Raw genomic sequence first — 25,512 nt, forward strand, 5'->3', positions numbered from 1 at the left:
AGTGGATCGTGAAAGTTTCGGGTACCTGCGCAGTTCTCCTTTGCGTTGGATGCTCCCCGGTCGAACCCCCTCCAGGGATTCCATCGAAGCCCTCCGATACTGCGGGTTTCGAAGCACAGAACCTCTCGCACCGATGGACCGCCGGCCCTGGAGTCAGTTTGGAATCCCCTGAGATCCAGACCGTCCGTGCGTTCCAGGAGTCGGAGGATTTCTACTACAGTTCAGGAAGCGCCTCTTCCACATATCCCGGCTTCGTCGACGCCGCGCCATACAATGTGCCCGAAACTACGCAGGCATTTCCCCGAACCGGAACCATTCACAATCATATCATCGACATCAGGGCACTCACCGACCGGATGGGACGTGATACCACCCGCGTCACCTTCTGCGAAGATCGGTCGGGCACGGCCGAACCCACGCAAAATACATGGACCGTGCGAGATCCGGGCAGCAGCATAACGGTTATCGCAGTCACCCGAACCGATCCCCCGAACGTGGTACCAATACTCGATCACAATATGAGAACTGCCCATCCGAATTGGAACGCACTGAAAGGATGGACCATCGAACAATCTGTCGATTTCGACGACTGGTTCTTCGATACCCGCGATCCGGTCGACCGACAGCTGGTCGACTACTGCACAGACGTATTCCAACGGTCCGACCCGCTCGCCTTCCCTGGCGACGTCCTCACCACCGCGCCGGAGGTCGAGCCCTTCACACCGGGTTGGCCAACCGCCCTCGACAGCACCACCGAATGAGCAGACCGCCACACCCGGATGGTCAGTCGGCGAGAAAGGGCAGCACCGTCGCCGCGAATTCTCCCGACCGATCGCGATGGATACTGTGTCCGCACAGAACCTCCCGCACCACACCGTCCGGAAGCAGCGCAAGGGCCTCGGTGAGCAGTCGCGGGTCGACCATGCTTCCACGGCGCGCACCGCGCAGCAGCATCGTCGGAGACTTCATCGACGGAAGTTGTTCCCACCACACCGGATTCGACGTGTGGAACTGAGATACCACGGAGTCGATCATCGATCGGTCGAACGAGAACACTGCCCGCGGGTTGAGCACCATGCTGGTGGCGGCGTGCCACAGTTCGGCGGGCGTCGGGCGGTGCGCAGGAACTTCGGGAACCGGATCGCTCGCGCGCAACGGTAGCGGCGCCTCCTCCAGGACGAGCCGTCGCACCAGCCCGGGCTGCTGCTGCGCCACCAGCGAACCGGCGTGGCCACCGAGGGAATGCCCCACCAGATCCACAGTGTCGAAACCCAGGTGCTCGCACAGGCCTGCGATATCGGCGGCGAACTCCGAGAACCGGTACGACGTCGCGCGAGCGCTGCGGCCGTGTCCGCGCAGGTCCACAGCGACCACCCGGCGCCCGGCGGCGGTGAGCCGCCGGGTGAACCCGTCCCAGGTGCGCGCGTCGCCGCCCATGCCGTGCACCAGCACGACCGGCACCCCCTCAGCAGTTCTGCGAGGCGCCGAATCCCGGTAGGCGATCGCGACATCGTTCGGCGTCGCGGTGAGCACTGAGGTAGCCACGATATCCAGCCTAATCAGCCGGTCTGCTCAGTCGTAGACACCCTCCACACTCCACCCGTCTGCTCCGTGGACGATCAGCAGGGCCCGGCCTCCATCGAGCTGCACCTGCAGTCGCGCGATGTCGCGGGCGGTCTCGGGATCCCACCAGTATTCGTCCACCGGCCAAGGTCCCGCCCATCCGGTCACCTGCCAGCTGCGACTTCCCCATCGCAACTGCGTCGGCCGACCGCTGAGCAGACCCCGTTCGGTGATCGTCACCTCCTCACCCACGTCGTCGTCCAACGCGATCGGCGGCGGCACGTGCATCACCATGGCCGGGGCCGGGGGCGGTAACCGTCCGGGCCAGGGCGCGTCCGGATCCGACGAGGGCACCGCCTCTTCCCCCACCGGGACGAGAGTGATTCGCTCAACGGGTCCGCGTCCACCGCTGAGCACCCCCACCCGGACCGCATCACCTCCGAGCAGACCCTGCACTCGGACCAGTGCCCTCCGTGCCCGTTCGTCCTCCTCGCCGATACCGCCCCACAGGCCCAACTGCAAAGTGCCGGAATCCACCACTTCCACGGGCTCGAGACGCAACATGGTGATTCCAGTGGTGGCGCGATCGGCGCTGCGTCCGGTAAGCCAGCCGTCGAGTTGCCAGCGCACCCGGTCCGCGGTCCCTTCGGGGGTCAACGGCCCGGCGCAACGCCACGTCCGCGCCAGTTCTTCACCGCTGCCGGCGTGGGCCGACACGAGGAGCCGCGTGCACGCCACACCGGCCGCAGCAAGTCGGGTGTGCAACAGTTCGGCGAGCATCCGGCCGAGGAACGCCGCGGTGTCCACCCGCTCGATCGGGGGATCGCACACGTGCCCCACCGTGAGATCGGGAGGCACCGCACGTCCCGACGGCGGACGCTCGGGTAGTCCACGCGCACACCGGTGCGCCACCACTGCGTCAGCGCCGAACCTCGACGCCACATCGGATACCGGCAGCGCCGCAAACGCCCCGATCGTGCGCACCCCCAGCCGACGTAGCAGATCGACCAGGTCGGCACGCTCCGGCGCAGCCAGCGCCGGTTCCACTGCCAACTGAGAAATCGGCAGCGGAGCAAGGAACGCAGGGCCGTCGCCGCTCGACACCAACGCAGCCCGACGGGCAGCGAGCACTGCGGTGGACAGTTCGTCGGCAACACCGACCTGGCATTCCACTCCCACGGAAGCGACCTCGTCGACGAGACGTTCTGCGGCGGCCTCTTCCGATCCGAACCATCGCACGACGCCGCGCGCCGCGAGTACAACGAGGCCCGGGCGCAGCACCTCGGCGCCGGGAGCGGCCGCATCGATCGCCGCGACCACCGGCTCGAAGAGCCGAGCATCCCGATCCGGATCGTTTTGTGCCACATGAAGTTCAGGGCATCTTCCTTGAGCTTCACGACGCACCGAGCCACGGACCACACCGGCCGCTCGGGCCGACGCCGAACATGCGACCACCCGATTCGCGGACACCACAGCGATCGGTGTGGTGGCAGGAATGCCTGCCGCCGCAGCCGCAGCCACCGCGGGCCAGTCCGGGCACCACACCGCCACGACACGCGACGTCGACCGGCCACCTCTGGTCACTGGATCATCCCTGATCACTGGGCCACCACGAGGTTCGGAACGGAATCGACGGTCGACACCGCATCTGTTCGCCGCCGCTCACCGGATACCCATCGCACGCCATCGGACTCGGCACAGACATCGATACGCGCAGTTCGGGGACCGGCGGCACGTCCCGAGGCCCGCACCGACAACCCGATACCGCACAACCGCGCCCGTCCCGGTCCTGTCAGTCCTTCGTAACCACTCACCTGTGCCTCGAGGCGCACCTGCGCGCCGTCCCAACGCCCGTCGGTGACCACCAAGACCGCACCTTTGCTCCGCACACGAGCCGCGACGACGCGGGTCCGCGACGGCGGAACCGACCTTCCTCCCAAACCGAGCACCACCAGGTCCAGCCCATCGAGCAGCACGGCCGCGACCTCCACCGGATCGGGCCCTGGGTCGGGGATCATCGCCACCCGGCTCAGCCGGGCTCCCATTTCCGCCGCCGCGAGCAATCCGAGTCGCCGCTGACCGATGACGGCCGCGTGCCCACCCGCTGCGGTCACCGCCGCCACCATGCCCAGCAGCAACGATGCCGACCCCGACACGGACACCACGGTGCCGCGAACCAATCCTCCACGTGGGAGCAGTTCGGTGAGAGGTTCGGGCACCGGCAGCACCCGCTCGACCGGACTGTGCACCGGAGCAGGCGCGGAGGTCTCCCCTTTCGCCGGAACCGCGGAGATCTGGCGCCTCAGCGCCTCGATCCGCTCCGTTCTACTCGGCCCTCCACTGTCGCCGACCGTTTCTTCATCGACCGGAAATTCGGCCACTTCACCCACATGCACCCCTGTCATCCGCCTGCCGCATTCGCTCACGACCTGCCGACCACGGGGAAGACGTGGCCCAGCCCGAATTGAATTCGAACGTATTTTCGAACTTGTCCAGTAGACCCGATGCCGGCACCTGCCGTCAAGTGATCGCCCCCACCGTGATCCGTCGACCCGCCGAGGTATCCGGCGGGATCGATTACCCTCGTGAGGTGGCAGAACGGGAACGAGAGGGAAGGGTCGTCGGTCCGGATCACCTGGTGGCCGGACGATATCGACTCGATTCCAAGCTCGGTGGCGGAGGCATGGGCGCCGTATGGCTCGCCCGCGACAATCGACTCGGGCGGAACGTGGCCGTCAAGCAGGTGATCTCCACCGCAGATCTCGACCCTGCCGCCGCCGAGGAGATCCGCAGGCTCGCTCTCCGCGAGGGCCGGGTCGCCGCCCAGCTCACCCACGAGCATGCGATCTCCATGTACGACGTCGCACTCCACTACGGCGAACCGTGGCTGGTCATGGAGCACCTGCCGTCCCGCAGCCTCGCTCAGGTCATGAACGCGATCGACATCTTGCCGCCGTACGTGGTCGCGCAGATCGGTGCCGATGTCGCCGATGCTCTCGCAGCCGCCCACGAGGCAGGCATCGTGCATCGCGATGTCAAGCCGGGCAATATCCTCATCGCCGAACGCGGCAACGACGCAGGCGTCGTGAAGATCAGCGACTTCGGCATCGCCCGCGCCAAGGGCGACAACGATCCGTCCAGTGTGATCATCGGTACCCCCGCCTATTTCGCACCCGAGGTCGCCCGGGGAAGCGATCCCACCGAGGCGAGCGACGTGTTCTCCCTCGGCGCCACCCTCTACACCGCAATCGAGGGACAGCCACCGTTCGGCTACGAAGCGGACTCGATCGCACTCCTGCACCGCGTCGCCCGTGCCGAGATCATCCCTCCGACCAGAACCGGGCTCCTCACCGACACCCTGCTCGCCATGCTCGAACCCGACCCGGCACGCAGGCCGACGATGGTCGAGGCACGCAATCGCCTCACCGAAGTGGTGCTCGGCCCAGGCGGAAACCCGGCTGTGCTCCGCGGCAGGCCCATCGTGTCCCAGGACGGCACCGTTCCGTCCTGGGCCCAACGTTCGACTCCGGCCGACGACCAGACACGCCCCCGAAGTTCGTTCATGGATCAGCCTTTGACCATGCCCACGACACCGAGGGCCGGAGGCACCGGCTCGCCGTCCTCGTGGCCGGCCTCTGTACTCGACCGTCTGATTCCCAAGGGTGACCTCCCGGAATCGACGCAGGAGAAGGTTCTCGCATATGCACCCATGGCGATGGCGGTGATGGGGGCGATCATCCTCATCGCGCTCGTCATCGCGCTGGTCATCGCGTTCCTCGTGGCCTGATCCCCGCCGTGGCCTGATCCCCTGCAGCGTGTCGGTGCCGTGTGCCACTGTTCGTCAGCCCGGCGAAACCAGCACGAGGAGACCCAATGACCACATCCGATCCGACCACACCCGATCCGACCATGGCCGCCATCACCGAAGCCGTCACCACGGGCCGCTCCGGCGACACCGTCGCCGCGCGTGTCCGTCTCGAAACTCTGTGGGAGGAAATCGGACCCGAAGGCGACGCGCTGCACCGCTGCGCTCTCGCGCATTTCCTTGCCGATCTCTACGACGATGCCACGATTTCCCTCACGTGGGACGCCCGGGCACTCGAGGCCGCCGATTCTCTCGACGACACCCGAGTGCAGCAGGAGCACGCGTCGCTGCAGATCCGTGGGTTCTACCCGTCGCTGCATCTCAACCTTGCCGACGATCACCGCCGCCTGGGCAATTTCGATGCCGCTACCGAGCACCTCACCGCAGCACGGATCTACCTCGACGCCCTCGCCGACGACGGGTACGGCGCCACCGTCCGATCCGGCATCGACAACGTGACACGAGCGCTCGCGGAGAGGAGCACCGAACGCCTCGTCACACATTGACGGGCTTGACCGACTCCCCGCCCTTTATCAGTCGATACGCCGTCGATGCGCCCACCGGGTAAGCGCATTGCGGTTGGACTGCTGGGTTTTGCGCAGCACATTCGACGCGTGCGTCTCGACGGTCTTCACCGAGATCACGAGTTCCTCGGCAATCTCGCGGTACGTGTATCCGCGGGCGAGCAGTCGCAGCACCTCGAGTTCGCGCGGAGTCAGTGAATCGAGTTCGGGATCGAGCGGGGGCTCCGGCGCAGTCGACCTGCCGGTGAACGAATCCAGCACGAACCCGGCCAAGCGTGGGCTGAAGACCGCGTCTCCCCCCGCCACCCGTCGTACCGCGTCGGCGAGATCCGGGCCGGAGATCGTCTTGGTGACGTAGCCGCGTGCTCCCGCCCTGATCACCGCGATGACGTCCTCGGCGGCATCGGACACGCTCAGCGCCAGGCACACCGACCCCGGATCGATACGGCTGAGCACTGCGACACCGCCACCGTCGGGCATGTGCACGTCGAGCAGCACCACATCGGGTTTCGCGGCGCCGATCCCTGCGACAGCCTCCGCAACACCGCCGGCCTCACCGACGATCTCCATGTCCTGTTCGCGTCCCAGTTCGGCTCGGACGCCGGACCTGAACACCGCGTGGTCGTCGACGAGAAAAACCCGGAAACGCCGGGTCGGTTCGGAGATCTCGGACGGTGTCGCCGAAGTCGAACTCACTGGGGCTGCTCCTCGTGGTGGGGCTGTGTCGCCTCCCACTCTAGGGTCGCCTCCTCCGTACCTGCCCTCTGCGGGGTCGTCTCTGTGGCGTGTCCCCCACCGGATCGGGGCATATGAATGCGGACCTCCGTGCCCTTCCCGAGCGCGGTCTTGACCACGGTGCGTCCACCGCGTCGCTCGATCCGCGCGGTGATCGACCGCGCCAGGCCATGCCGGTCTTCCGGCACCGCGTCCGGGTCGAAACCGACACCGCGATCGCGGACGAACACACTGATCTCGTGGGGTTCGACCTCTGCGAACAGGTCGATGTTGTCCACTTGCGCGTGCTTCGCTGCGTTGACAAGGGCTTCCCGTGTGGCACCGAGCACCGCTGTGAATGCCTCCGCTGATACGTCCTCGTCATCGGGCGCCACGTCGCCGACGATCACGGGAGCCACGGACACGCCGCGCTGGTCCTCCACTTCCCCGGCGATGGTGCGCAGTGCTTCGGCCAGGGACGTACGCGGAGTTTCGTCGCCGCCGAAGAGCCAGCGCCGCAACTCACGTTCCTGGCTGCGCGCGAGCCGCACGACCTCCTGCGGACTGTCCGCCTGTTTCTGGATCAGCGCCAACGTCTGCAACACGGAATCGTGCAGATGCGAGGCGATCTCGTCGCGTTCCTCAGTGCGGACCCGTGCCGCGCGCTCGGTCTCGAGGGCTCTCCACATGCGAATCCACAACGGCACGGACAGCAGGGCGGCCCCGACCAACGTGACGATGACAGCGAGCAGCGACGATCGCAGCGCCTCGACGTCCACCTGAGCGAGGACGACGACACCGAGGCCGGTGACCACGAGGGTGAGACCTCCGAGGACGCGCGCCCACGCGAGCACTGTCGGTTTCGCAGGCAGACCGAACACCGAACGGGGCCCTTCGGCGTCGAACTCCCGCCAGACGAGGGCCGCGCCCACCGACACGACGACGACCGGCGCAATCGCCGAGGCCGCACCTCCGCTGAACAACCACGACAACCCGATGGCAAGCGCGATACCCATGACTGCGAGTCCCACGGCGCGACGGCGTTCCGTTCCGGACGGCCGATCCGTGTCGGCTCCGGGCGGAACGAACATCCACAGCAGTCCGTAGGCGACGATGCCCAGTCCGCCGAGCGCGGCGAGCACCGTGAATGCGACACGTACCTTGGTGACGTCGATATCGAGATGGTCGGCGAGGCCGCCTGCGACCCCACCGACGACTCGACCGCCGACCCTCCGTTGGAGGCGATCGACAGGCACGGGTAATCCGGATACAAGGTCCACTCGTCGATACTGACACGATGTAGCGCCCCGGGGCATCGGGGAACGACCCTGAGGTCGAAGCCTCCACCAACGGTCACGAAATCAGGGTTCGCCCCTGATGTGCGGAACGACCCGGACCGACAGGATGGAGGCCATGACCACGCGAACCTTCCCAGAACAACTCACAGATATGTGGCGCACCCGCCCTGTGCGGTTGCCCGAGCAGGGACACGTCGCCGGTGTGTGCGCAGGTATCGGTGTGCGGTACGGCATCGACCCCGTGCTGGTGCGGATAGCGTTCGTCGTGTCAGCGCTCTTCGGTGGTGCAGGCATCGTGCTGTACCTGGCGGCGTGGGTACTGTTCACCCGGCACGGCGACCAGGTCTCGGCGATCGAATCACTCGTCGGCCGCGGCCACAGCTCCGATTCGAGCAGCAAGGTGATCGTCCTTCTCGTCGCACTCGCCATCGCTGCGAGCGCGGTCGGCCCGGTCGGTGTCGGCTCCGGCGGGTCCGGCTTCATCAGCATGGTCCTGATGCTCGGTGGTTGGTGGTTACTGTATCAACGCCGACCCGAGCCTCCCGTCCTTCCGCCGCCGGCCACCGGGTTCTCGTTCCACCGCAACATGTTCCCGGCGCCGCCGTTCGGTCAGCCGTTCCAGATGCCGTTCACAGATCCGACGTTCACCCCGCCCTCCCCGTCACCGGACACATCCGAAACGACGACCCGGCGTGACGACATCGGCGGTACCACCGACGGTCCCGGCCCCGGCATCCCGGAGAACGACAACACCGTCTCGTTGTCGAAATCGAAGGACGCCCCCGCGCCGGAGGGCATCACACAGACCCGGGGGGAACAGCCGTTCCAGTCCGGCAGTGCCACACCACCCGCTTGGGATCCGCTCGGTGTCGCGCCGTTCGCGTGGGACCTCCCCGAACCGGCACCGACGCACTCACCTGTCCCCGTCGAGAAGAAGCCGCGTTCGCGTCTGACCACGACAATCCTCGGGTTCGCCGTGTTGGCAGCGGCAGCTGCCGGGACGGTCGCCGTCTCCACCGACGTCCAATGGCTGACCCCGGCACGGATCGCGGCGATCGCTCTTGCGGTGATCGGTCTGGGTCTGCTGCTCGGTGCGTTCCTGCACCGCGGATACGGTCTCCTCGTGGTGACCGGTCCGCTGATGGGGTTCGTCATCCTCGGATCATTGGTCGGGCCGCTCGACATCCAGTCGTCGGGCGAGCAACGATTCGAGGCGCGTACGGCCGCCGAGTTGAACTCGGAGTACTCCGTCCAGCTCGGAGACCTACAGCTCGATCTGACGAACCTCGATCTGACGCAGGACCACGCGATCTCGATCGACACCCGGCTCGGCGACTCGCAGATCTTCTTGCCACCGAACCTCGACGTCGACATCACGTGCAGCTCGACCGCCGCGTCCCCGTGTGCCATGCAGGGATTCGACGGTGGAGACGACGGCCCCGGAGGACCGGTCCTGTCCATCGACATCGACACCGTCATGGGAAACACGGAGGTGCATCGTGGCTGATTTCGACACCACATTCGACGCTGGAACCGACGCCGGCGCAACCGACAAATCACGACGCGGGCCTTCGATCCTGCTTCTGCTCTCTGCGATCGCAGCACTGGTGGTCAGCGGATGGGCCCTCATCGGTCCCTTCTCCCTCGACTTCCTCGGCGCATTCGACACCGGATGGATTCTCGTCGGTGCCGCGATCGTCATCGGCGCAATCCTCGTGCTGATTCCGGGGCGCCGGAAGAACCACCACTAGGGACGACAATGCCTGTGCCCCGGACCGTGACGGTCCAGGGCACAGGCATATCTCACGACACCTGCGGTGTCGTCACTCCCACTCGATGGTTCCCGGCGGCTTGCTCGTCACGTCGAGGACCACGCGGTTGACGTCGGCCACCTCGTTGGTGATGCGCGTGGAGATCCGCTCGAGGGTTTCGTAGGGCAGGCGCGTCCAGTCGGCAGTCATCGCATCCTCACTGGAGACCGGACGCAGCACTATCGGGTGACCGTAGGTGCGTCCGTCGCCCTGAACGCCGACGCTGCGCACGTCGGCGAGCAGCACCACCGGGCATTGCCAGATCTGACCGTCCAGACCTGCAGACGTCAGTTCCTCGCGGGCGATCGAATCGGCATGGCGCAAGATCTCGAGACGCTCGCGGGTGACCTCACCGATGATGCGGATACCGAGACCGGGGCCCGGGAACGGCTGACGGCCCACGATCTCCTCGGGCAGACCCAGCTGACGACCGACCGCGCGCACCTCGTCCTTGAACAGCAGGCGGAGCGGTTCGACGAGTTCGAACTGCAGGTCTTCGGGGAGCCCGCCGACATTGTGATGGCTCTTGATGTTCGCGGTTCCGGATCCTCCGCCGGATTCGACGACGTCGGGGTACAAGGTGCCCTGTACAAGGAACTCGACCTTCTCGCCCTTCGAGGCACCTTCACCCAAGACCTCCGACACTGCACCTTCGAAGCTACGGATGAACTCGCGACCGATGATCTTGCGCTTCGTCTCGGGATCGGTGACGCCGGACAGTTCACTCAGGAACGTTTCGGACGCGTCGACGGTGATGAGCCGAGCCCCTGTCGCTGCGACGAAGTCGCGCTCGACCTGCTGCCGTTCCCCCTCACGCATCAGACCGTGATCGACGAACACACAGGTCAATCGGTCACCGATGGCGCGCTGCACGAGCGCCGCAGCCACTGCGGAATCGACACCGCCGGAGAGCCCACAGATCGCGCGTCCGTCACCGACCTGCTCGCGAACCTGCTCGACGAGTGCATCGGCAATGTTGGCGGCGGTCCACTCGCCGGGGATGCCCGCGATCTCGTGCAGGAACCGGCTCAGAACCTGCTGGCCGTGCGGTGAATGCAGCACTTCAGGGTGGTACTGGACGCCGGCGAGACGACGCGCACGGTCCTCGAATGCGGCGACGGGTGCGCCTGCACTCGTGGCGGTCACCTCGAATCCCTCGGGTGCCACGGTCACGCCGTCGCCGTGGCTCATCCACACGGGTTGCGTCGCGGGCAGACCGTCGTGCAACACACCACCGGACACGGACAGGTCGGTGCGGCCGTACTCACGGGCTCCGGTGTGCGCGACAGTGCCGCCGAGCGCATTCGCCATGGCCTGGAAGCCGTAGCAGATGCCGAACACCGGAATGTCCAGGCCGAACAGTTTCGGGTCGAGTTGCGGAGCACCGTCCTCGTACACGCTGGAGGGACCACCGGACAGGATCACCGCAAGGGGTTCCTTGGCCGCGATCTCCTCGATGCTCGTGGTGTGCGGGACAACTTCCGAATAGACATTGGCCTCGCGCACACGTCGTGCGATCAGCTGTGCGTACTGGGCTCCGAAGTCGACGACGAGTACGGGTCGGGACTGCTGGGTTTGCGACACCCGAACAGTCTAAGCGGCCGCGCCCGGACATCCGGACGCGGCCGCTCAGGTCCTGCACAGATCACATCTGCCGTGGCGCTCAGGCCGCTCCCGAACCACCGGTGATCTCGACGATCGGCAGGGACAGCGCGCCGGGCGCACCTTCTGGAACGACGGGGTTCTTCGGCGCGATCGGCTGCAGCCGACCGTACGATTCACCCTGTACGGGACGCAGATCCTGCTCACCCTTGTTCGGCCACAGCGACGCCGCACGTTCTGCCTGTGCCGCAATGGTCAGGGAGGGATTGACGCCGAGGTTCGCGGAGATGGCAGCCCCGTCGACGACACTCAGCGTCGGGTAGCCGTACACGCGGTGGTACGGGTCGATGACACCGTGCTCCCGGTCGGCTCCGATGACTGCGCCGCCGAGAAAGTGCGCTGTCAGGGGGATGTTGACGATTTCGCCCCAGGTGCCGCCGGCGATACCATCGATCTTCTCCGCCATCCGGCGGGTCGCCTCGTTGCCCGCCGGGATCCACGTCGGGTTCGGCTCCCCGTGGCCCTGCTTGCTGGTCACCTTGCGCCGTCCGAACACATTCTTCTTGGTGTAGGTAGTGATGGAGTTGTCGAGGTTCTGCATCACCAGCGCGATGATGGTTCGCTCACTCCAGTCCTTCACCGAGAGCATCCGCAGCATCCTGGTGGGGTTCTTCGCGACCTGACCGAGGAACTTCACCCAGCGCGGGACCGGGCCGTCGCCGTCGGTCATCAGCGTCTGCAGCAGACCCATGGCGTTGGAGCCCTTGCCATACCGGACGGGTTCGATGTGAGTGTCCGAGGTGGGATGGAACGAGGAGGTGATCGCGACCCCGTCGGTCAGGTCCATCTCGGGATCGACCTTCAGTTTGCCTGCTCCGACGATGGACTCGGAGTTGGTGCGGGTGAGCTGCCCGAGGCGGTCGGACAGTTTCGGCAGGGCCCCGGTGTCCTTGAGATGGTGCAGCAGATGCTGTGTGCCCCAGGTCCCTGCAGCGAGCACGACGTGCGATGCTGTGAAACTCCGTTTGCCCTTGCGCACCAACGCGCCGGTGCGTTCGGTGTGTACTGTCCACGTGCCGTCCGCCCCTTCGCTCAGATCGGTCACGGTGGTCATGGGGAGGATGTCCGCACCCGCACTCTCGGCAAGGCCGAGGTAATTCTTGACGAGGGTGTTCTTCGCTCCGTGGCGGCACCCCGTCATGCATTCGCCGCATTCGATGCAACCGGCACGATCCGGGCCTGCGCCGCCGAAGTACGGATCCGGGACAGTCCTCCCGGGTTCACCGAAGTACACACCCACCGGCGTCTGGATGAACGTGTCGCCCACGCCCATGTCGTCGGCCACTTCCTTGATCACCTTGTCCGCCGCGGTCATACGGTGGTACTGCACGACGCCGAGCATGCGTCGCGCCTGGTCGTAGAACGGGGTCAGTTCGTCGTGCCAGTCGGTGATGTCCGCCCACTGCTGGTCCTGGAAGAACGCGGCGGTCGGCTTGTACAGCGTGTTGGCGTAGTTGAGCGATCCACCGCCGACACCCGCTCCGGCGAGGATCAGGCAGTCGCGGAGGAGATGGACCCGCTGAATGCCGAAGCATCCGAGTTTCGGTGCCCAGAGGAATCGCTTCAGATCCCAGCTGGTCTTGGCGAAGTCGGCGTCGGCGAACCGGCGACCGGCCTCGAGAACGCCGACCTTGTATCCCTTTTCCACCAGTCGCAATGCGGTGACACTGCCACCGAAACCCGACCCGACGATCAGGACGTCGTAGTCCGTGACCCGCTGTCTACCCATTGGAGTACCTCCGCCGAACCTGCATTGTTACCGGCCAGTATGCACGCCCCGCATGTGACTACGCACACAAGGGCATCCTAACTGTTACGGATGGTTGCAGAAACTGCAGGTCACTCGAGGCAAAAGTGGCCGGATGCGACATCTGTGCACTACAACGCACAGATTGTCACATCCGGCCACAACGGCACGGCGGATTCGGTCAGGCGCGCACAGACAACCCGACCTTCTGGAATTCCTTGAGATCCGAGTATCCCGACTTCGCCATCGCCCGTCGCAGACCACCGACGAAGTTCAGCGAACCGTACGGATCGTCGGACGGCCCGGTCAGCACGCGCTCGAGGCTCGGCCGCTCGTCGAAGGCGACCTGGAGTGCGGTACCCCGAGGAAGGGACGGATGTGCGGCTGCGGATGGCCAGTACCATCCACTGCCCGGCGCCTCCGCAGCAATGGCGAGCGGGGCACCCAGCATCGCAGCATCAGCACCGCAGGCGATCGCCTTCGCGAGGTCGCCGGAGGTCTCGATGTCGCCGTCGGCGATGACGTGGACGTACCGGCCCCCGGTCTCGTCCAGGTAGTCGCGGCGGGCCGCAGCAGCATCCGCGATCGCGGTGGCCATGGGGACACCGATCCCGAGCGATGCACTCGTGGTGGTGGCTCCGTGCGTCGACCCGAAACCGACGATGACGCCCGCGGCGCCAGTGCGCATCAGGTGAAGAGCTGTGCGGTGATCGCTCACGCCCCCCGCGACCACCGGCACATCGAGTTCCGAGATGAACGTCTTCAGGTTGAGCGGTTCGCTCTCGCCGTGCGCCACATGCTCTGCCGAGATGATCGTGCCGTGCACGACCAGAAGATCGACACCCGCCTTGACCAGCTCCGGCGTCAGTGCCCGGGCATTCTGCGGACTCACACGCACTGCGGTGGTGACACCCGAGTCGCGCACCTGCGCGACGGCCGCGGCAAGTAGATCGCCCTGCAACGGCGCTGCGTGCAGCTCCTGCAGGTATGCGATCGCTGCGCTCGGATCCGGATCGCTCTCGGCGATGTCGACCAGCCGGGCGATCACGGCATCGACATCGGCGTGCCGCCCCCACAGCCCCTCACCGTTGATCACACCGAGGCCGCCGGCCTTGCCGAGTTCCACCGCGAACGCCGGGGACACGAGCGCGTCTGTCGGATGTGCGAGCACAGGAATGTCGAACCGATAGGCGTCGAGCTGCCACGCTGTCGACACCTCCTTGGACGAGCGGGTACGACGCGACGGCACGATGTCCACATCGTCCAGCTCGTACGTGCGGCGGGCTGTCCGGCCCATGCCGATTTCAACGAGGTCGCGCACGCGCGCCCCTTTCTCGTGAGAATGCGGTTGCCCCGTCGACCGAGACGAGACCTACTGCGAACGCACCGAACCTAGCGGGCAGCGTAGTTCGGTGCCTCCGCAGTGATGGTGATGTCGTGCGGATGGCTCTCCTTGAGCCCCGCGGCGGTGATCTGTACGAACTGGGCGCGCTGCAGTTCTTCGATGGTCGAGGCCCCGGTATAGCCCATCGCGGCGCGCAGACCACCGATGAGCTGATGGGTGACCTGCTGCAGTGGCCCCCGGAACGGAACGCGGCCTTCGATTCCTTCCGGAACCAGCTTGTCCTCCGACAGGACGTCGTCCTGGAAGTAACGGTCCTTGGAATACGACTTGGCCTCGCCGCGGCTCTGCATCGCGCCGAGCGAACCCATCCCGCGGTAGCTCTTGAACTGCTTGCCGTTGACGAGAATCAGTTCGCCCGGCGATTCGGCGGTACCAGCAAGGAGAGAGCCCAGCATCGCGGTGGAGGCGCCTGCAGCGAGAGCCTTCGCGACGTCGCCGGAGAACTGCAGGCCGCCGTCGGCGATCACAGGAACGCCGAGAGCGTTCGCAGCCGCGGTGGCCTCGAGAATCGCCGTGATCTGCGGTGCGCCGACGCCGGCAACGACGCGGGTCGTGCAGATCGAGCCGGGCCCGACACCGACCTTGACTGCGTCGACGCCTGCTTCGATGAGCGCCGTGGCTCCCTCGCGGGTGGCGACATTGCCGCCGATGATCTGGACTCGGTCGCCTACCTCTGCTTTGAGCTTCGAGATCATGGACAGCACTCCGGCGGAGTGTCCGTGAGCGCTGTCGACCACGAGCACGTCGACGCCTGCGTCGGCGAGCGTCATCGCACGAGACCAGGCCTCGTCGCCGACACCGACCGCGGCACCGACGAGAAGTCGCCCGTCGCGGTCCTTCGTGGCGAAGGGATGTTGCTCGGTCTTCACGAAGTCCTTGACCGTGATCAGACCGGTGAGCTTGCCCTGTCCATCGACGATCGGCAGCTTCTCGATCTTGTGGCGGCGCAGGAGCCCGAGTGCGGCCTCCGCGGTCACGCCTTCGCTTGCGGTGACGAGCGGAGCGTGGGTCATCACCTCGGCGACCTGGCGGTTCTGGTCCACCTCGAACCGCATATCGCGGTTGGTGATGATGCCGACGAGCTGACCTGCGTCGTCGGTCACCGGAAGGCCCGAGATCCGGAATCGCGCGCACTTCGCGTCGACCTCGGCGAGGGTGTCGGTGGGCTTGCAGGTCACCGGGTCGGTGACCATGCCCGCCTCCGAGCGCTTGACGGTCTCGACCTGCGCGGCCTGTACCTCTGCAGGCATGTTGCGATGCAGGACGCCCATGCCACCGGCGCGTGCCATCGCTATCGCCATACGTGATTCGGTGACCGTGTCCATGGCAGAACTGACCAGGGGAATCCGGAGGCGGATTTCGCGGGTGAGCTGACTCGAAGTGTCGACCTTGCTGGGGACGATGTCCGAGGCCGCGGGCAGCAGCAGCACATCGTCGAAGGTCAGACCGAGCATTGCGACCTTGTTCGGGTCGTCACCGCCGGTGTGCACGTGCCCTCCGGTACTACTCATGCGGTTCGGACCCTCCGTGATGATCGATGGGGGCGGACGGACGGACCGTCCGACAGTGGGATTGTGTGAACGACAACGTCACAGATGGCGAAGCCGTCGACGACCATGGTATCTGTTTGCAACCGCGTGACTCGCCGCAACCCGTGCAGGCGTGGTCGAGATCTCCCGAATACCCCCCGTTCGTCGGCGTGTCCACCCCCGACGGCTGGCGCGGACCCCCTCGAACTGCGTACCGTGGTGGCGTGCGTGATCAGTTGCCCCCCGGTCTGCCACCGGATCCGTTTGCAGGAGATCCCGACGATCCGTCTGCCGCATTGGACGCGATCGAACCGGGTCAACCCTTGGACTCTGCCGAACGCCTCGCGGTCGAAGAGGATCTTGCCGACCTCGCGGTGTACGAAGCGTTGTTGGCTCCCCGCGGTGTCCGCGGACTCGTCGTATGTTGTGAGGATTGCCACCAGGAGCACTACCACGACTGGGACATGCTCCGCGCAAACCTGCTCCAACTGCTCGTCGACGGCACAGTTCGCCCGCATGAGCCCGCATTCGACCCGTCTCCCGACGCGTACGTCACGTGGGATTACTGTCGCGGCTACGCCGACGCATCGATGAACGAGGCGATGCCGGTCGACCCGTACGGACTCGATCCCTGACGATCCGAACGTCACAGCGAAGAACGACAGATAGGCCCGGCAGCGCGCGCTGCCGGGCCTATCTGTCGTTCTTCGCTGTCAGGCGCCCCCCGCCGTCGACTGGTCGACGTTCAGGTCGGCCGACGAAGGTTGCGCGGTACTCGACCCCTGCGTATCCGCTGCGGTCGAGGTACTCGGCTCCGGCGCGGACACCGTGGTCGTCGGAGCGGGCTGGGTCGTGCCGGTCGAGCTGTCCGGGGCGGGCGTCCCGGTAGACGGCGGCACGGATGGGGAAGTGGTCTCCACCGGCGACGTAGGCGCGTCCAGGATGGTCGGATCGACGCTCGAACCCGGATTCGTCGTGGGTTCGACGGGCGCCGACGGCTGCGGTGTACCCGGAACGCTCGGCTGCACGGACGGCACTGCTGCTGCTTCCGGCCCGGCAGGCAATGGCATCCCCGGCAGCGGCGGCGGCACCGGCAGCGGCGGAATCGCTCGGTTCATCTCTTCGGTGAGCCGCTGCAACCAATCGCCGAGTTCGTTACGTTGGCCCGCATCCCTGACCTCCGACGACCGCACTTCCGCCGATCGGAGCAGTTCGGTCGCTGCCTCGGTCTCGCCGCCTGCGATCAGTTCTTCGGCCTTCTGCAAGGTCGAACTGGTATCGATCCTCGCCATGGTCGACTCGGCCTGTTCGCTGAACACGACTTCCTTGACGCCCCACAGTGCGTCTCCCGGCTCCGCACTGTAGGAGACGGTGGCAGCACCACCGAGGGCAGCCGCGATGAGTGCGGCGGCTCCGGCAAGTGGACGGATCAGCCGGAGCTGACCCTTGGAACGCGCCGGCGGTTGCGCCGCCAGGGCCTCACGGGCACCGAGCTCACGGTTGACTGCAGCGACGACCTCGTCGAAATCAGGGCCTGCGGGTAGCGGATCTGCCAGGATCTCGGCTCGCCACCCCGCGAGCATCGTGGCGAGCTCGTACTCTTCGGTCGACTGGGTCTCCACTGGACCATCGCCCGAGATCGCATCGATGAGGGCGTCATCGCGCCGCACTGCCGCGATGTCCACGGGGGTGCCGTCGTCGGGAAAATCGTCGGATATGCCGTGCCCCGCGCCGCGCCTCCTACCCATTCCTCTCACCTGCTCTCGTCACTTCCTTCTTGAGTTTCGCGATGGCCCGGTGCTGGGCCACCCGGATCGCACCTGCAGTACTCCCGAGTGCAGACGCCGTCTCTTCGGCCGACATCCCCATGACCAGACGCATGATGAGGATCTCCCGTTGTTTCTCGGGCAGCGTGCCGAGCAGATCCTTCATCTGCCTGCTCGCTTCGGAGTTCAACGCGTGGTCTTCGGGACTGTCGTCGAGCGACATCACCTCGGGTACATCGGCTACCGGATCCGCACGATTGCGCGCGGAGTTGCGATGCGCATCGGCGACCTTGTGTGCGGCAATGCCGTACACGAACGCCATGAAAGGACGCCCCTGATCCTGGTAACGGGGCAACGCCGTCATCACCGCCAGGCACACCTCCTGCGCCACATCGTCTGCCGAAAGCTGTCCACGCTCGGCAGATCCGACCCGTGCCCGGCAATACCGGACGACGAGAGGCCGAATACTTGCAAGTACTCGAGCGAGAGCAGCCCGATCGCCCTGCGCAGCCGCAGCAACGGCGGAGCCCAACTCCTCACCCATAACAGTCATCGAATGCGCAAGTCCTGGCGTTACAAGTGGCACGGTCCCCCAACCGGGCGTGCTTCCACCTGGCAGTGGAACGTCTCCAGAGTAACGACACCCCGTGACGAACAATCGCGGGCGGGCACCGAACTAGGGCCGGATCGTTGCGAACCGGCCTCCACCGCGCGCCACGGCGGTAGCGCATTCATCACGCATGCGCTCGGCGCCGGCCCCCGCACCCAGACCGACGAGCAACATCGACGCTGCCCACTGCAGCGGAATCAATCTGTGCACAGCGGCCCTGCCACACACCTCGGTCGCAAGCTCGAGGGCTGGAGTCGGGTCCGGTGCATCGGTGAGTGCGGCAGCACGAAGGAGGTCCGACTTCACTTGATGGCGTACCGACGCGAAAGTTTCGGAGGCGGTCGCAGCACGATCCGCGAACACACGCGCGGTCTCGAAGTCGCCGGATGCCAGGGCAGTCTCCGCAGTGACCCACGACAACCGGATCCGCTGACGCAACAGTGTGTCTTCGCCGTGCAGTTCGTTGTTGCCCGACCGTGGCCTGGCGAGAACCTCCGAGCATCGCTCGAGTAGTCGACGCGCCTGTGCGAGTCTCCCCCGGCCGAGCGCGTCAGCGGCCAGACCGGTCAGTGCATCGCAACGTGCCTCCGCGAGTCGCACGCCCAGATCGGCACTGCGGGTGTCAACGGGTATTCCTGCGACTGCGGCCAGGGCGCGACCATCGTGCACTGCGGCAGCGCGGTGCCATCCGAGTTGCCTCAGGAACGATGCTTCGGTGCTTGCAGCGAGCGACGCCCACACTCCTCGCGAACCCGACCGATTCACCACTGCCAACTCCGTCCGGGCGGCGCTGTAGCGACCTTGTGCCCCGAGCGCGACCGCACGCATCCAGCGTTCTTCGATCACAGGAGTAGCCGCTGTGGGCACGTGAGCCGGGCTCCCGCCGAAGGCCGCCACACGAAACGAAGCTGCATCACCCGGAGGCGCCGCGCCGATTTCGGGTTCCGAGTTGCTGAGGATCGACATAGGGAGAATCATTGCACTGCCACTGCAAAGTTTCCCATTCCCTCGGATTCGAGAATTTCGCACTGAGGGCGCAACAATTCCCAAACAATGGATTCAGGCATTTCTCCAGTCCTGAAACCGACATCCAGTTGAACAAAAAATGAATTGCATACATGGTGCATGTAGGTTTGCGTGAGGTGAATCGTGATATTGCACGTCGATTATCACAGCCCAGCACACCCCGCATCCTGAACGAAACCCCTGTTCAGGGTCCTTAACCGGTCGGCATCCCGGCGCAATCTCAGCCTTGCGCCCGCCGTCGTACCCGTACTGCGATCATGATCACCGGCCAATGTAAATATTTTCGCCGTTAATTCTTTCCATTTTCGTTATGGACTTCCCCACTGACCGAAGGCATTGACGAATAATCGATACCACTTTTACGGTGAGAGAGCCGGACATTACTGGGGTCCGGTTCGGAAGGACGCCTTTCCGAACGATGGTCCGCTCCCCTCCTCGGGTGAGCACGCTGCAAAGGAGTGCACATGCCCGCACCTCACACCCTGCCCGGTCCGAACGCCGACCTCTGGGACTGGCAGATGCATGGTAAGTGCCGAGGCGCGGACTCCTCCGTCTTCTTCCACCCGGATGGCGAGCGCGGTCGCGCCCGAAGCCAGCGCGAGAACCGTGCCAAGGAACTGTGCCAGAGCTGCCCCGTCCTCATCCAGTGCCGCGAGCACGCCCTTCGGGTCGCGGAGCCGTATGGCATCTGGGGCGGAATGTCGGAAAGTGAACGTGAGCTGTACACGCGACACCATCGCCGTAAGGTGGCGGTGTGAGCGCCGCCTGGGCCGAAACTCCGCCGCGCCCGCTGCGGGGCTGACAGCCGGTTCCTGGATGTATGCCACCGAGATACGACGAAGCCCCGCACGGAGAAATCCGTGCGGGGCTTCGCACATCGTGGCCTCCCGAAGCTCTTCGGAGGGCCTGTACTACCTAATGGGCGTGTCCGTGCCCGTGGCCGTCGTCCTCGACCGGCTCGGGCTTGTCCACGACAGCACTCTCCGTGGTCAGAATCATCCGGGCCACCGAGGCAGCGTTGACGACCGCCGACCGGGTCACCTTCACGGGGTCGACTACACCGTCGGCGAGCAGGTCGCCGTAGGTGAGCGTAGCCGCGTTGAAGCCGTGCCCCTTGGTCGCCTCGGCGACCTTGCTCACCACGACCGCACCATCGAGTCCGGCATTCGAGGCGATCCAGTAGAGCGGTGCCGTGAGGGCGGTCCGCAACACTGCGACACCGGTGGCTTCGTCACCGGACAGCGAGGCCTCGAGCTCGGCGAGCGCCAACGACGCCTGCACCAGCGCGGAGCCACCGCCGGGCACGATGCCCTCCTCGACGGCAGCCTTCGCGGCGTTGACAGCGTCCTCGACACGGAACTTGCGTTCCTTCAGATCGGTCTCTGTGGCAGCACCGACCTGGATGACGGCGATTCCACCTGCGAGCTTGGCGAGGCGCTCCTCGAGCTTCTCCCGGTCCCAATCGGAATCGGTGTTCTCGATCTCGCGACGCAGCTGAGCTGCGCGGTTCTCGATGTCCTCGGCCGAGCCTGCACCGTCGACGATCGTGGTGTTGTCCTTCGTCACCACGACACGACGGGCCGAGCCGAGCAGATCGAGTCCGGCTTCCTTCAAGGACAGGCCGATGTCGGAGTTGATCACGGTACCTGCGGTCACGACGGCAAGATCGTCGAGGAACGCCTTACGACGGTCGCCGAAGAACGGGGCCTTCACCGCGACAGCCTTGAGCGTCTTGCGGATCGAGTTGATCACCAAGGTCGAGAGCGGCTCGCCCTCGATGTCCTCTGCGATGAGCAGAACCGGCTTACCGGATTCGGCGATCTTCTCGAGCAACGGCAGGAAGTCGGGCAGCGAGCTGATCTTCTCGCGGTACAGCAGCACGAGGGCGTCCTCGAGGACTGCTTCCTGAGCGTCGACGTCGGTGATGAAGTAGGGCGACAGGTAGCCCTTGTCGAACTGGACACCCTCGGTGACGACGAGGTCGGTGCTCAGGGTCGAGGATTCCTCAACCGTGACCACACCGTTCTCTCCCACGACGGTGAGCGCTTCGCCCACCATCTCGCCGATCTCGGCGTCACGGGAGGACACCGTGGCGACCTGAGCGATGGCCTTCTTTCCCTCGACGGGAGTCGCCGCGGCCACAAGCGCCTCGGAGACCTTCTCGGCCCCCTTGGAGATCCCCACGCCGAGTGCGATGGGGTTGGCACCCGCGGCAACGTTCTTCAGGCCGGCCTTGACGAGCGCCTGCGCGAGGACGGTGGCAGTGGTCGTGCCGTCGCCTGCAACATCGTTGGTCTTGGTGGCGACACTCTTGACGAGCTGGGCGCCGAGATTCTCGAACGGATCCTCCAACTCGATCTCGCGAGCGATGCTCACACCGTCGTTGGTCACCGTGGGACCGCCGAACGCCTTGGCGAGCACCACATGCCGCCCACGGGGGCCGAGGGTGACCTTGACGGCGTCGGCGAGCTGGTCGACACCGCGCTCGAGGGCACGGCGCGCGGTTTCGTTGAACTCGATTTGCTTGGACATGTTCTCCGACTACTCCTGGGTTCGGATGATCCCCAACAGATTCCGCCCCGGGTCCGTTACGGAACTCCGGGGCGGAACAGTTGCGGCCTACTTTGCGACGACAGCCAGAACGTCGCGGGCCGAAAGGATCAGGTACTCCTCGCCGGCGTACTTGATCTCGGTTCCGCCGTACTTGCTGTAGATGACGACGTCACCTTCTTTGACGTCCAGCGGGATGCGCTTGTCGCCATCCTCGTCCCAGCGGCCGGGGCCGACGGCGACGACGGTGCCCTCCTGGGGCTTTTCCTTCGCCGTATCAGGAATGACCAGGCCGGAGGCAGTCGTCGTCTCGGCCTCGTTGGCCTGGACGAGGATCTTGTCCTCGAGCGGCTTGATGTTCACGCTCGCCACGATGAGCCCTCCACTTTCAGGGGTACTTGGGTCCGAGGCTCTCGTCGTCCTCGAACTCGGTTTTGTTCAGTCACCAGAGTGACTCCTCGCGCAGTCCCGTCGTCGCGGGTGCCGGGCCGACGCTCGGTGTCACTAGCACTCTATACATGCGAGTGCCAGCGCTCAAGGGCTGCGGGTGCTGACACGCGGAGAGCGAACAAGACGGCTCGCATGTTACGGTTCAATAACGGAAACCGAGAGCGTGACCATTCGGTGATCACGGCGGCGAGCGAACCTCGCCCCGACGATCGCCAGTCACGCACGAGAGGTGAACAATGCCAACGTCGCTAGGGATCTCCGTCGGCGCCTCCGGCGTCGGCGCGGCCCTGCTCGTCGACACTGCCACCGGGCTCACATCCGAGTACCGCAGGCTGGCGGTCGATTCCGACCACCACCGTGATGTCGGCGATCTCGTCTTCGATGCAATCTCGTTGATGACCACACAGGTCGTGGATCAACCGGTCCCCGACGCCATCACCGTCGCCTATCGCACCGAAGAGCAGGCAGACGCGATCCGTACCGCTGCAGAGCGCCGAGGCAAGCTCGTACGGCTCGTTCCTGAGACCACCGCCCTCCTGACGTACCTCCGCACCGTCGGAGTGCGCACCGAGCCCGGCTCGATCGCTATCGCCGATCTGGGCGCGTCCGGCACCACCGTCTCGGTCCTCGATCAGGAATCCGGCACCGTACTGCGATCTGCGCGGACAGACGACGTGAGCGGCAATGCGATCGGCACCGTGATCTACGACCACGTCTACCGCGCGACCAAACGCATGCGAACGCGCATGCAGGTCGATCCCGCGCTTCTGAAAGCACGCTGTCAGGGCGCCCAGGAAGTACTCACCACAGCCGAACGCACCCGGATCGACATTGCCGAAGCAGGGCCCGATGCCTCGGTGACCCTTACCCGCACCGATCTCGCGACGCTCGCCGCCGACCTGTCCGCTACCGCCGCAACGTTCACCCGTCAGGTCACGACCCAGTCGTTGCCACGTCCGCGCACACTCGCCCTCGTCGGCGGTACTGCGGCAGTTCCCGCGTTGACCGACGCCGTCACCGACAGCTTCGACGGCCACGTCATCACAGTTCCGGAACCCGCGTCCGCAGCCGCTCAGGGCGCTGCGCACCTGTCGGGTTCCGCGCACTTCGGCGGTTACGACGTCGTCGGTTCAGTGAACGCTTCCTCGACGTCGGCGGGAGCGCGCATGTCCGGCGCTGTGGCAGCCGCCCTGGTGCTCGCCGCAGTCGTCGCCGGATTCGCCACCGACAAATTCACCGACCGGTCCGCCAGCACACCGGTGTCCCCTGCCGGAACCAATGGTGTGGTCCTCACGGAAGACCCGTCGCAGCCACCGCATCCGGAGGAGACCGACATCCCGTCGGCCGATCCCGACCCCTCCCTCTCATCGACGCGGAGCACCGAGGGCCGGCTGGAGGGAACGCCACTTCCCACTCCGCCACCGTCCACTGTTCCGCAAACGGATATCCCGGTGTCGAACAGCAACCCCACGGCAACTCCGACCCCGATCGACCAGGTCCAGACACTCGAGGCCGCACCCGACGAGACCACCGACAGGTGGCAGCCGCACCGCCCCGGCGACTCGACGACCTCACCGCAACCGACCCCCACCGATCCGACCGGTCCCACAACCCCTACAGATCCGACGGATCCCACGACACCGACGGACCCAACCGATCCGACCGATCCGACCGATCCAACGGACCCCACCGATCCGACCGACCCCACTACACCCACAGACCCCACGGATCCCACGACACCGACCGAGCCAACAGAGACAACAGAGCCCGACCCGGCGCCGGGCGTCTCCCCCGCGCCGTCATCTCCGGCACTGACCACCCGGCCCGGACTCATCTCGACGACACCGGCCATCGAGGGACAGTCGACCCCCGAGAGCAACGACACCAGCGGAGATCCGACCCCCTCGGACACCTCGACAACGACCGGGTAAGAAGTCCGCCGCGCCGTTCTGGCTGAGATCAGGCCGATACCTGTGCCACCGACACCGACAGCCCAGGGTCCGTTCCCACGGACAGCGACGAGGGAGTCGCTCCCCCCGCGATGAGGTGCGCGCCCAGCGCCGCGATCATCACGCCGTTGTCGGTGCACAACCGCGGCCGGGGTACACGCAGGGTCATGCCGGCTTCCGCGCAACGTTCCTCGGCCAGCGCACGCAATCGAGTGTTCGCAGTCGCGCCTCCGCCGAGCACCAATGTGTCGACACCGAGATCGCGGGCCGCACGCACCGCCTTCATCGTGAGCACATCGGCCACGGCCTCCTGGAAGCCGGCTGCGACATCGGCAAGTGGCACCGGCTCACCGGCACGTTCCTTCGCTTCGACGAACCGTGCGACAGCCGTCTTGAGCCCGGAGAACGAGAAGTCGTTGCGGGCATCGCGCGGGCCTGTCATACCGCGCGGGAAGACCACCGCGTTCCGGTCTCCCTCTCGTGCGAGCCGATCGACCTCCGGGCCTCCGGGATAGCCGAGTCCGAGCAGACGCGCGACCTTGTCGAACGCTTCCCCCGCCGCGTCGTCGACGGTGGTACCGAGCTCGACGATCGGCTTGCTGAGGTCCTCGACGTGTAGGAGGTGCGTGTGCCCGCCCGAGACGAGCAGTGCGACACACGGCGGCATCGGCCCGTGTTCGAGCGTGTCGACGGCGACGTGTCCGGCGAGGTGGTTGATCGCGTAGAAGGGAATGTCCCACGCCGCTGCATATGCCTTGGCTGCGGCAACTCCGACGAGGAGCGCCCCCGCCAAGCCGGGGCCGATCGTGACGCACACCGCGTCGGGCTTGGAGATACCGGCCGAGGCGAGTGCCCGCTGCATCGTGGGCACCATCGCCTCGAGGTGTGCGCGGGAGGCGATCTCGGGAACCACACCACCGAATCGGGCATGCTCGTCGACGCTCGAGGCGACCTCGTCGGCGAGAAGCTCGAGCGTGCCGTCACCGACGAAACGGACAATACCGACTCCGGTCTCGTCGCACGAGCTTTCGATCCCCATCACG

General features: G+C 65.9%; 23 protein-coding genes. 8 read left to right on the plus strand and 15 right to left on the minus strand.

What is annotated here, in order from left to right:
• Positions 1–158: 158 nt before the first annotated feature.
• Entirely contained in the window at positions 159–761 is a 603-nt protein-coding gene (locus ACTDXD_RS01540; RefSeq protein WP_440125465.1) for a hypothetical protein, read from the plus strand.
• Between the two features lie 22 nt (positions 762–783).
• Here the strand turns inward: ACTDXD_RS01540 and ACTDXD_RS01545 are convergent, their stop codons facing one another.
• From ACTDXD_RS01545 to ACTDXD_RS01555, 3 genes are read right to left on the minus strand one after another with little or no spacing between them, the layout of a single operon-like run.
• A complete protein-coding gene (locus ACTDXD_RS01545; protein ID WP_440125466.1) occupies positions 784–1,545 on the minus strand; it encodes an alpha/beta fold hydrolase in 762 nt (253 codons plus the stop codon).
• A 27-nt stretch (positions 1,546–1,572) separates the two neighbouring features.
• Complete coding sequence (locus ACTDXD_RS01550; RefSeq protein ID WP_440125467.1) at positions 1,573–3,147, minus strand: DNA polymerase Y family protein; 1,575 nt, start codon at positions 3,145–3,147, stop codon at positions 1,573–1,575.
• 14 nt (positions 3,148–3,161) lie between these two features.
• Entirely contained in the window at positions 3,162–3,953 is a 792-nt protein-coding gene (locus ACTDXD_RS01555) for a hypothetical protein (RefSeq protein WP_440127495.1), read from the minus strand.
• Positions 3,954–4,201: 248 nt separating this feature from the next.
• Between ACTDXD_RS01555 and ACTDXD_RS01560 the strand changes: the two genes are divergently transcribed.
• Together ACTDXD_RS01560 and ACTDXD_RS01565 are read left to right on the plus strand one after the other, a co-directional pair.
• Positions 4,202–5,350, plus strand: a complete 1,149-nt coding sequence (locus tag ACTDXD_RS01560; RefSeq protein ID WP_440127496.1) for a serine/threonine-protein kinase — start codon at positions 4,202–4,204, stop codon at positions 5,348–5,350.
• An 86-nt stretch (positions 5,351–5,436) separates the two neighbouring features.
• Positions 5,437–5,934 (plus strand): hypothetical protein, encoded by a 498-nt coding sequence (locus ACTDXD_RS01565; protein ID WP_440125468.1) that lies wholly within the window; start codon positions 5,437–5,439, stop codon positions 5,932–5,934.
• Positions 5,935–5,961: 27 nt separating this feature from the next.
• Here ACTDXD_RS01565 and ACTDXD_RS01570 read toward each other — a convergent pair whose 3' ends face one another.
• Complete coding sequence (locus ACTDXD_RS01570; protein ID WP_440125469.1) at positions 5,962–6,648, minus strand: response regulator; 687 nt, start codon at positions 6,646–6,648, stop codon at positions 5,962–5,964.
• Positions 6,645–7,982, minus strand: coding sequence for an ATP-binding protein (locus ACTDXD_RS01575; protein WP_440125470.1), 1,338 nt, complete (start codon positions 7,980–7,982; stop codon positions 6,645–6,647). Before ACTDXD_RS01575 ends, ACTDXD_RS01570 begins: the two co-directional genes overlap by 4 nt.
• Before the next feature lie 97 nt (positions 7,983–8,079).
• Between ACTDXD_RS01575 and ACTDXD_RS01580 the strand changes: the two genes are divergently transcribed.
• Positions 8,080–9,471: a PspC domain-containing protein gene (locus ACTDXD_RS01580; RefSeq protein ID WP_440125471.1), complete on the plus strand. Its 1,392-nt coding sequence runs from the start codon at positions 8,080–8,082 to the stop codon at positions 9,469–9,471.
• Positions 9,464–9,715 (plus strand): hypothetical protein, encoded by a 252-nt coding sequence (locus tag ACTDXD_RS01585; RefSeq protein WP_440125472.1) that lies wholly within the window; start codon positions 9,464–9,466, stop codon positions 9,713–9,715. The genes ACTDXD_RS01580 and ACTDXD_RS01585 overlap by 8 nt, the downstream gene beginning before the upstream one ends.
• 72 nt (positions 9,716–9,787) lie before the next feature.
• Here ACTDXD_RS01585 and guaA read toward each other — a convergent pair whose 3' ends face one another.
• From guaA to guaB, 4 genes are all read right to left on the minus strand, one after another.
• The gene (gene guaA, locus ACTDXD_RS01590) at positions 9,788–11,359 is read right to left on the minus strand and encodes a glutamine-hydrolyzing GMP synthase (RefSeq protein ID WP_440125473.1); all 1,572 of its coding nucleotides are present in this window, start codon (positions 11,357–11,359) and stop codon (positions 9,788–9,790) included.
• 79 nt (positions 11,360–11,438) lie between these two features.
• The gene (locus ACTDXD_RS01595; protein WP_440125474.1) at positions 11,439–13,166 is read right to left on the minus strand and encodes an FAD-dependent oxidoreductase; all 1,728 of its coding nucleotides are present in this window, start codon (positions 13,164–13,166) and stop codon (positions 11,439–11,441) included.
• A 199-nt stretch (positions 13,167–13,365) separates the two neighbouring features.
• On the minus strand, positions 13,366–14,505 hold the full coding sequence (locus ACTDXD_RS01600; protein WP_440125475.1) for a GuaB3 family IMP dehydrogenase-related protein: 1,140 nt from the start codon (positions 14,503–14,505) through the stop codon (positions 13,366–13,368).
• Positions 14,506–14,576: 71 nt separating this feature from the next.
• Positions 14,577–16,100 carry an IMP dehydrogenase gene (gene guaB, locus ACTDXD_RS01605; RefSeq protein WP_169685619.1) on the minus strand — a complete coding sequence of 508 codons (1,524 nt, stop codon included), beginning with the start codon at positions 16,098–16,100 and terminating at the stop codon, positions 14,577–14,579.
• 242 nt (positions 16,101–16,342) lie between these two features.
• Here guaB and ACTDXD_RS01610 point away from each other — a divergent pair, with 242 nt between their 5' ends.
• The gene (locus tag ACTDXD_RS01610; protein ID WP_440125476.1) at positions 16,343–16,753 is read left to right on the plus strand and encodes a DUF5319 domain-containing protein; all 411 of its coding nucleotides are present in this window, start codon (positions 16,343–16,345) and stop codon (positions 16,751–16,753) included.
• Positions 16,754–16,831: 78 nt separating this feature from the next.
• Here ACTDXD_RS01610 and ACTDXD_RS01615 read toward each other — a convergent pair whose 3' ends face one another.
• From ACTDXD_RS01615 to ACTDXD_RS01625, 3 genes are all read right to left on the minus strand, one after another.
• Positions 16,832–17,866, minus strand: coding sequence for an anti-sigma-D factor RsdA (locus tag ACTDXD_RS01615; RefSeq protein ID WP_440125477.1), 1,035 nt, complete (start codon positions 17,864–17,866; stop codon positions 16,832–16,834).
• Positions 17,859–18,437 carry a sigma-70 family RNA polymerase sigma factor gene (locus ACTDXD_RS01620; protein ID WP_169685613.1) on the minus strand — a complete coding sequence of 193 codons (579 nt, stop codon included), beginning with the start codon at positions 18,435–18,437 and terminating at the stop codon, positions 17,859–17,861. Before ACTDXD_RS01620 ends, ACTDXD_RS01615 begins: the two co-directional genes overlap by 8 nt.
• Positions 18,438–18,560: 123 nt before the next feature.
• On the minus strand, positions 18,561–19,361 hold the full coding sequence (locus ACTDXD_RS01625; RefSeq protein WP_440125478.1) for a hypothetical protein: 801 nt from the start codon (positions 19,359–19,361) through the stop codon (positions 18,561–18,563).
• Positions 19,362–19,984: 623 nt separating this feature from the next.
• Here ACTDXD_RS01625 and ACTDXD_RS01630 point away from each other — a divergent pair.
• Positions 19,985–20,278: a WhiB family transcriptional regulator gene (locus ACTDXD_RS01630; RefSeq protein WP_054719026.1), complete on the plus strand. Its 294-nt coding sequence runs from the start codon at positions 19,985–19,987 to the stop codon at positions 20,276–20,278.
• Between the two features lie 157 nt (positions 20,279–20,435).
• Here ACTDXD_RS01630 and groL read toward each other — a convergent pair whose 3' ends face one another.
• Both groL and groES read right to left on the minus strand, forming a co-directional pair.
• Positions 20,436–22,052: a chaperonin GroEL gene (gene groL / locus ACTDXD_RS01635; protein WP_440125479.1), complete on the minus strand. Its 1,617-nt coding sequence runs from the start codon at positions 22,050–22,052 to the stop codon at positions 20,436–20,438.
• A gap of 87 nt (positions 22,053–22,139) precedes the next feature.
• A complete protein-coding gene (groES, locus tag ACTDXD_RS01640) occupies positions 22,140–22,442 on the minus strand; it encodes a co-chaperone GroES (protein ID WP_006550071.1) in 303 nt (100 codons plus the stop codon).
• A gap of 314 nt (positions 22,443–22,756) precedes the next feature.
• Here groES and ACTDXD_RS01645 point away from each other — a divergent pair, with 314 nt between their 5' ends.
• Complete coding sequence (locus tag ACTDXD_RS01645; protein ID WP_440125480.1) at positions 22,757–24,451, plus strand: Hsp70 family protein; 1,695 nt, start codon at positions 22,757–22,759, stop codon at positions 24,449–24,451.
• A gap of 28 nt (positions 24,452–24,479) precedes the next feature.
• On the opposite strand, the gene tsaD is transcribed toward ACTDXD_RS01645, so the two are convergent.
• Positions 24,480–25,508: a tRNA (adenosine(37)-N6)-threonylcarbamoyltransferase complex transferase subunit TsaD gene (tsaD, locus tag ACTDXD_RS01650; protein WP_440127497.1), complete on the minus strand. Its 1,029-nt coding sequence runs from the start codon at positions 25,506–25,508 to the stop codon at positions 24,480–24,482.
• Between the last annotated feature and the right edge of the window lie 4 nt (positions 25,509–25,512).

The organism is Rhodococcus sp. SJ-3, from assembly GCF_051918125.1.
GTDB lineage: Bacteria > Actinomycetota > Actinomycetes > Mycobacteriales > Mycobacteriaceae > Rhodococcus.

What these genes read in the sequence shown, in the direction of transcription:
- ACTDXD_RS01565 (WP_440125468.1), top strand. Translation starts at nt 5,437, where the DNA reads ATGACCACATCCGATCCGACCACACCCGATCCGACCATGGCCGCCATC.
- ACTDXD_RS01575 (WP_440125470.1), bottom strand. Translation starts at nt 7,982, where the DNA reads ATGCCCCGGGGCGCTACATCGTGTCAGTATCGACGAGTGGACCTTGTA.
- ACTDXD_RS01580 (WP_440125471.1), top strand. Translation starts at nt 8,080, where the DNA reads ATGACCACGCGAACCTTCCCAGAACAACTCACAGATATGTGGCGCACC.
- ACTDXD_RS01595 (WP_440125474.1), bottom strand. Translation starts at nt 13,166, where the DNA reads ATGGGTAGACAGCGGGTCACGGACTACGACGTCCTGATCGTCGGGTCG.
- guaB (WP_169685619.1), bottom strand. Translation starts at nt 16,100, where the DNA reads ATGAGTAGTACCGGAGGGCACGTGCACACCGGCGGTGACGACCCGAAC.
- ACTDXD_RS01615 (WP_440125477.1), bottom strand. Translation starts at nt 17,866, where the DNA reads ATGGGTAGGAGGCGCGGCGCGGGGCACGGCATATCCGACGATTTTCCC.
- ACTDXD_RS01620 (WP_169685613.1), bottom strand. Translation starts at nt 18,437, where the DNA reads ATGACTGTTATGGGTGAGGAGTTGGGCTCCGCCGTTGCTGCGGCTGCG.
- ACTDXD_RS01630 (WP_054719026.1), top strand. Translation starts at nt 19,985, where the DNA reads ATGCCCGCACCTCACACCCTGCCCGGTCCGAACGCCGACCTCTGGGAC.
- groL (WP_440125479.1), bottom strand. Translation starts at nt 22,052, where the DNA reads ATGTCCAAGCAAATCGAGTTCAACGAAACCGCGCGCCGTGCCCTCGAG.
- ACTDXD_RS01645 (WP_440125480.1), top strand. Translation starts at nt 22,757, where the DNA reads ATGCCAACGTCGCTAGGGATCTCCGTCGGCGCCTCCGGCGTCGGCGCG.
- tsaD (WP_440127497.1), bottom strand. Translation starts at nt 25,508, where the DNA reads ATGGGGATCGAAAGCTCGTGCGACGAGACCGGAGTCGGTATTGTCCGT.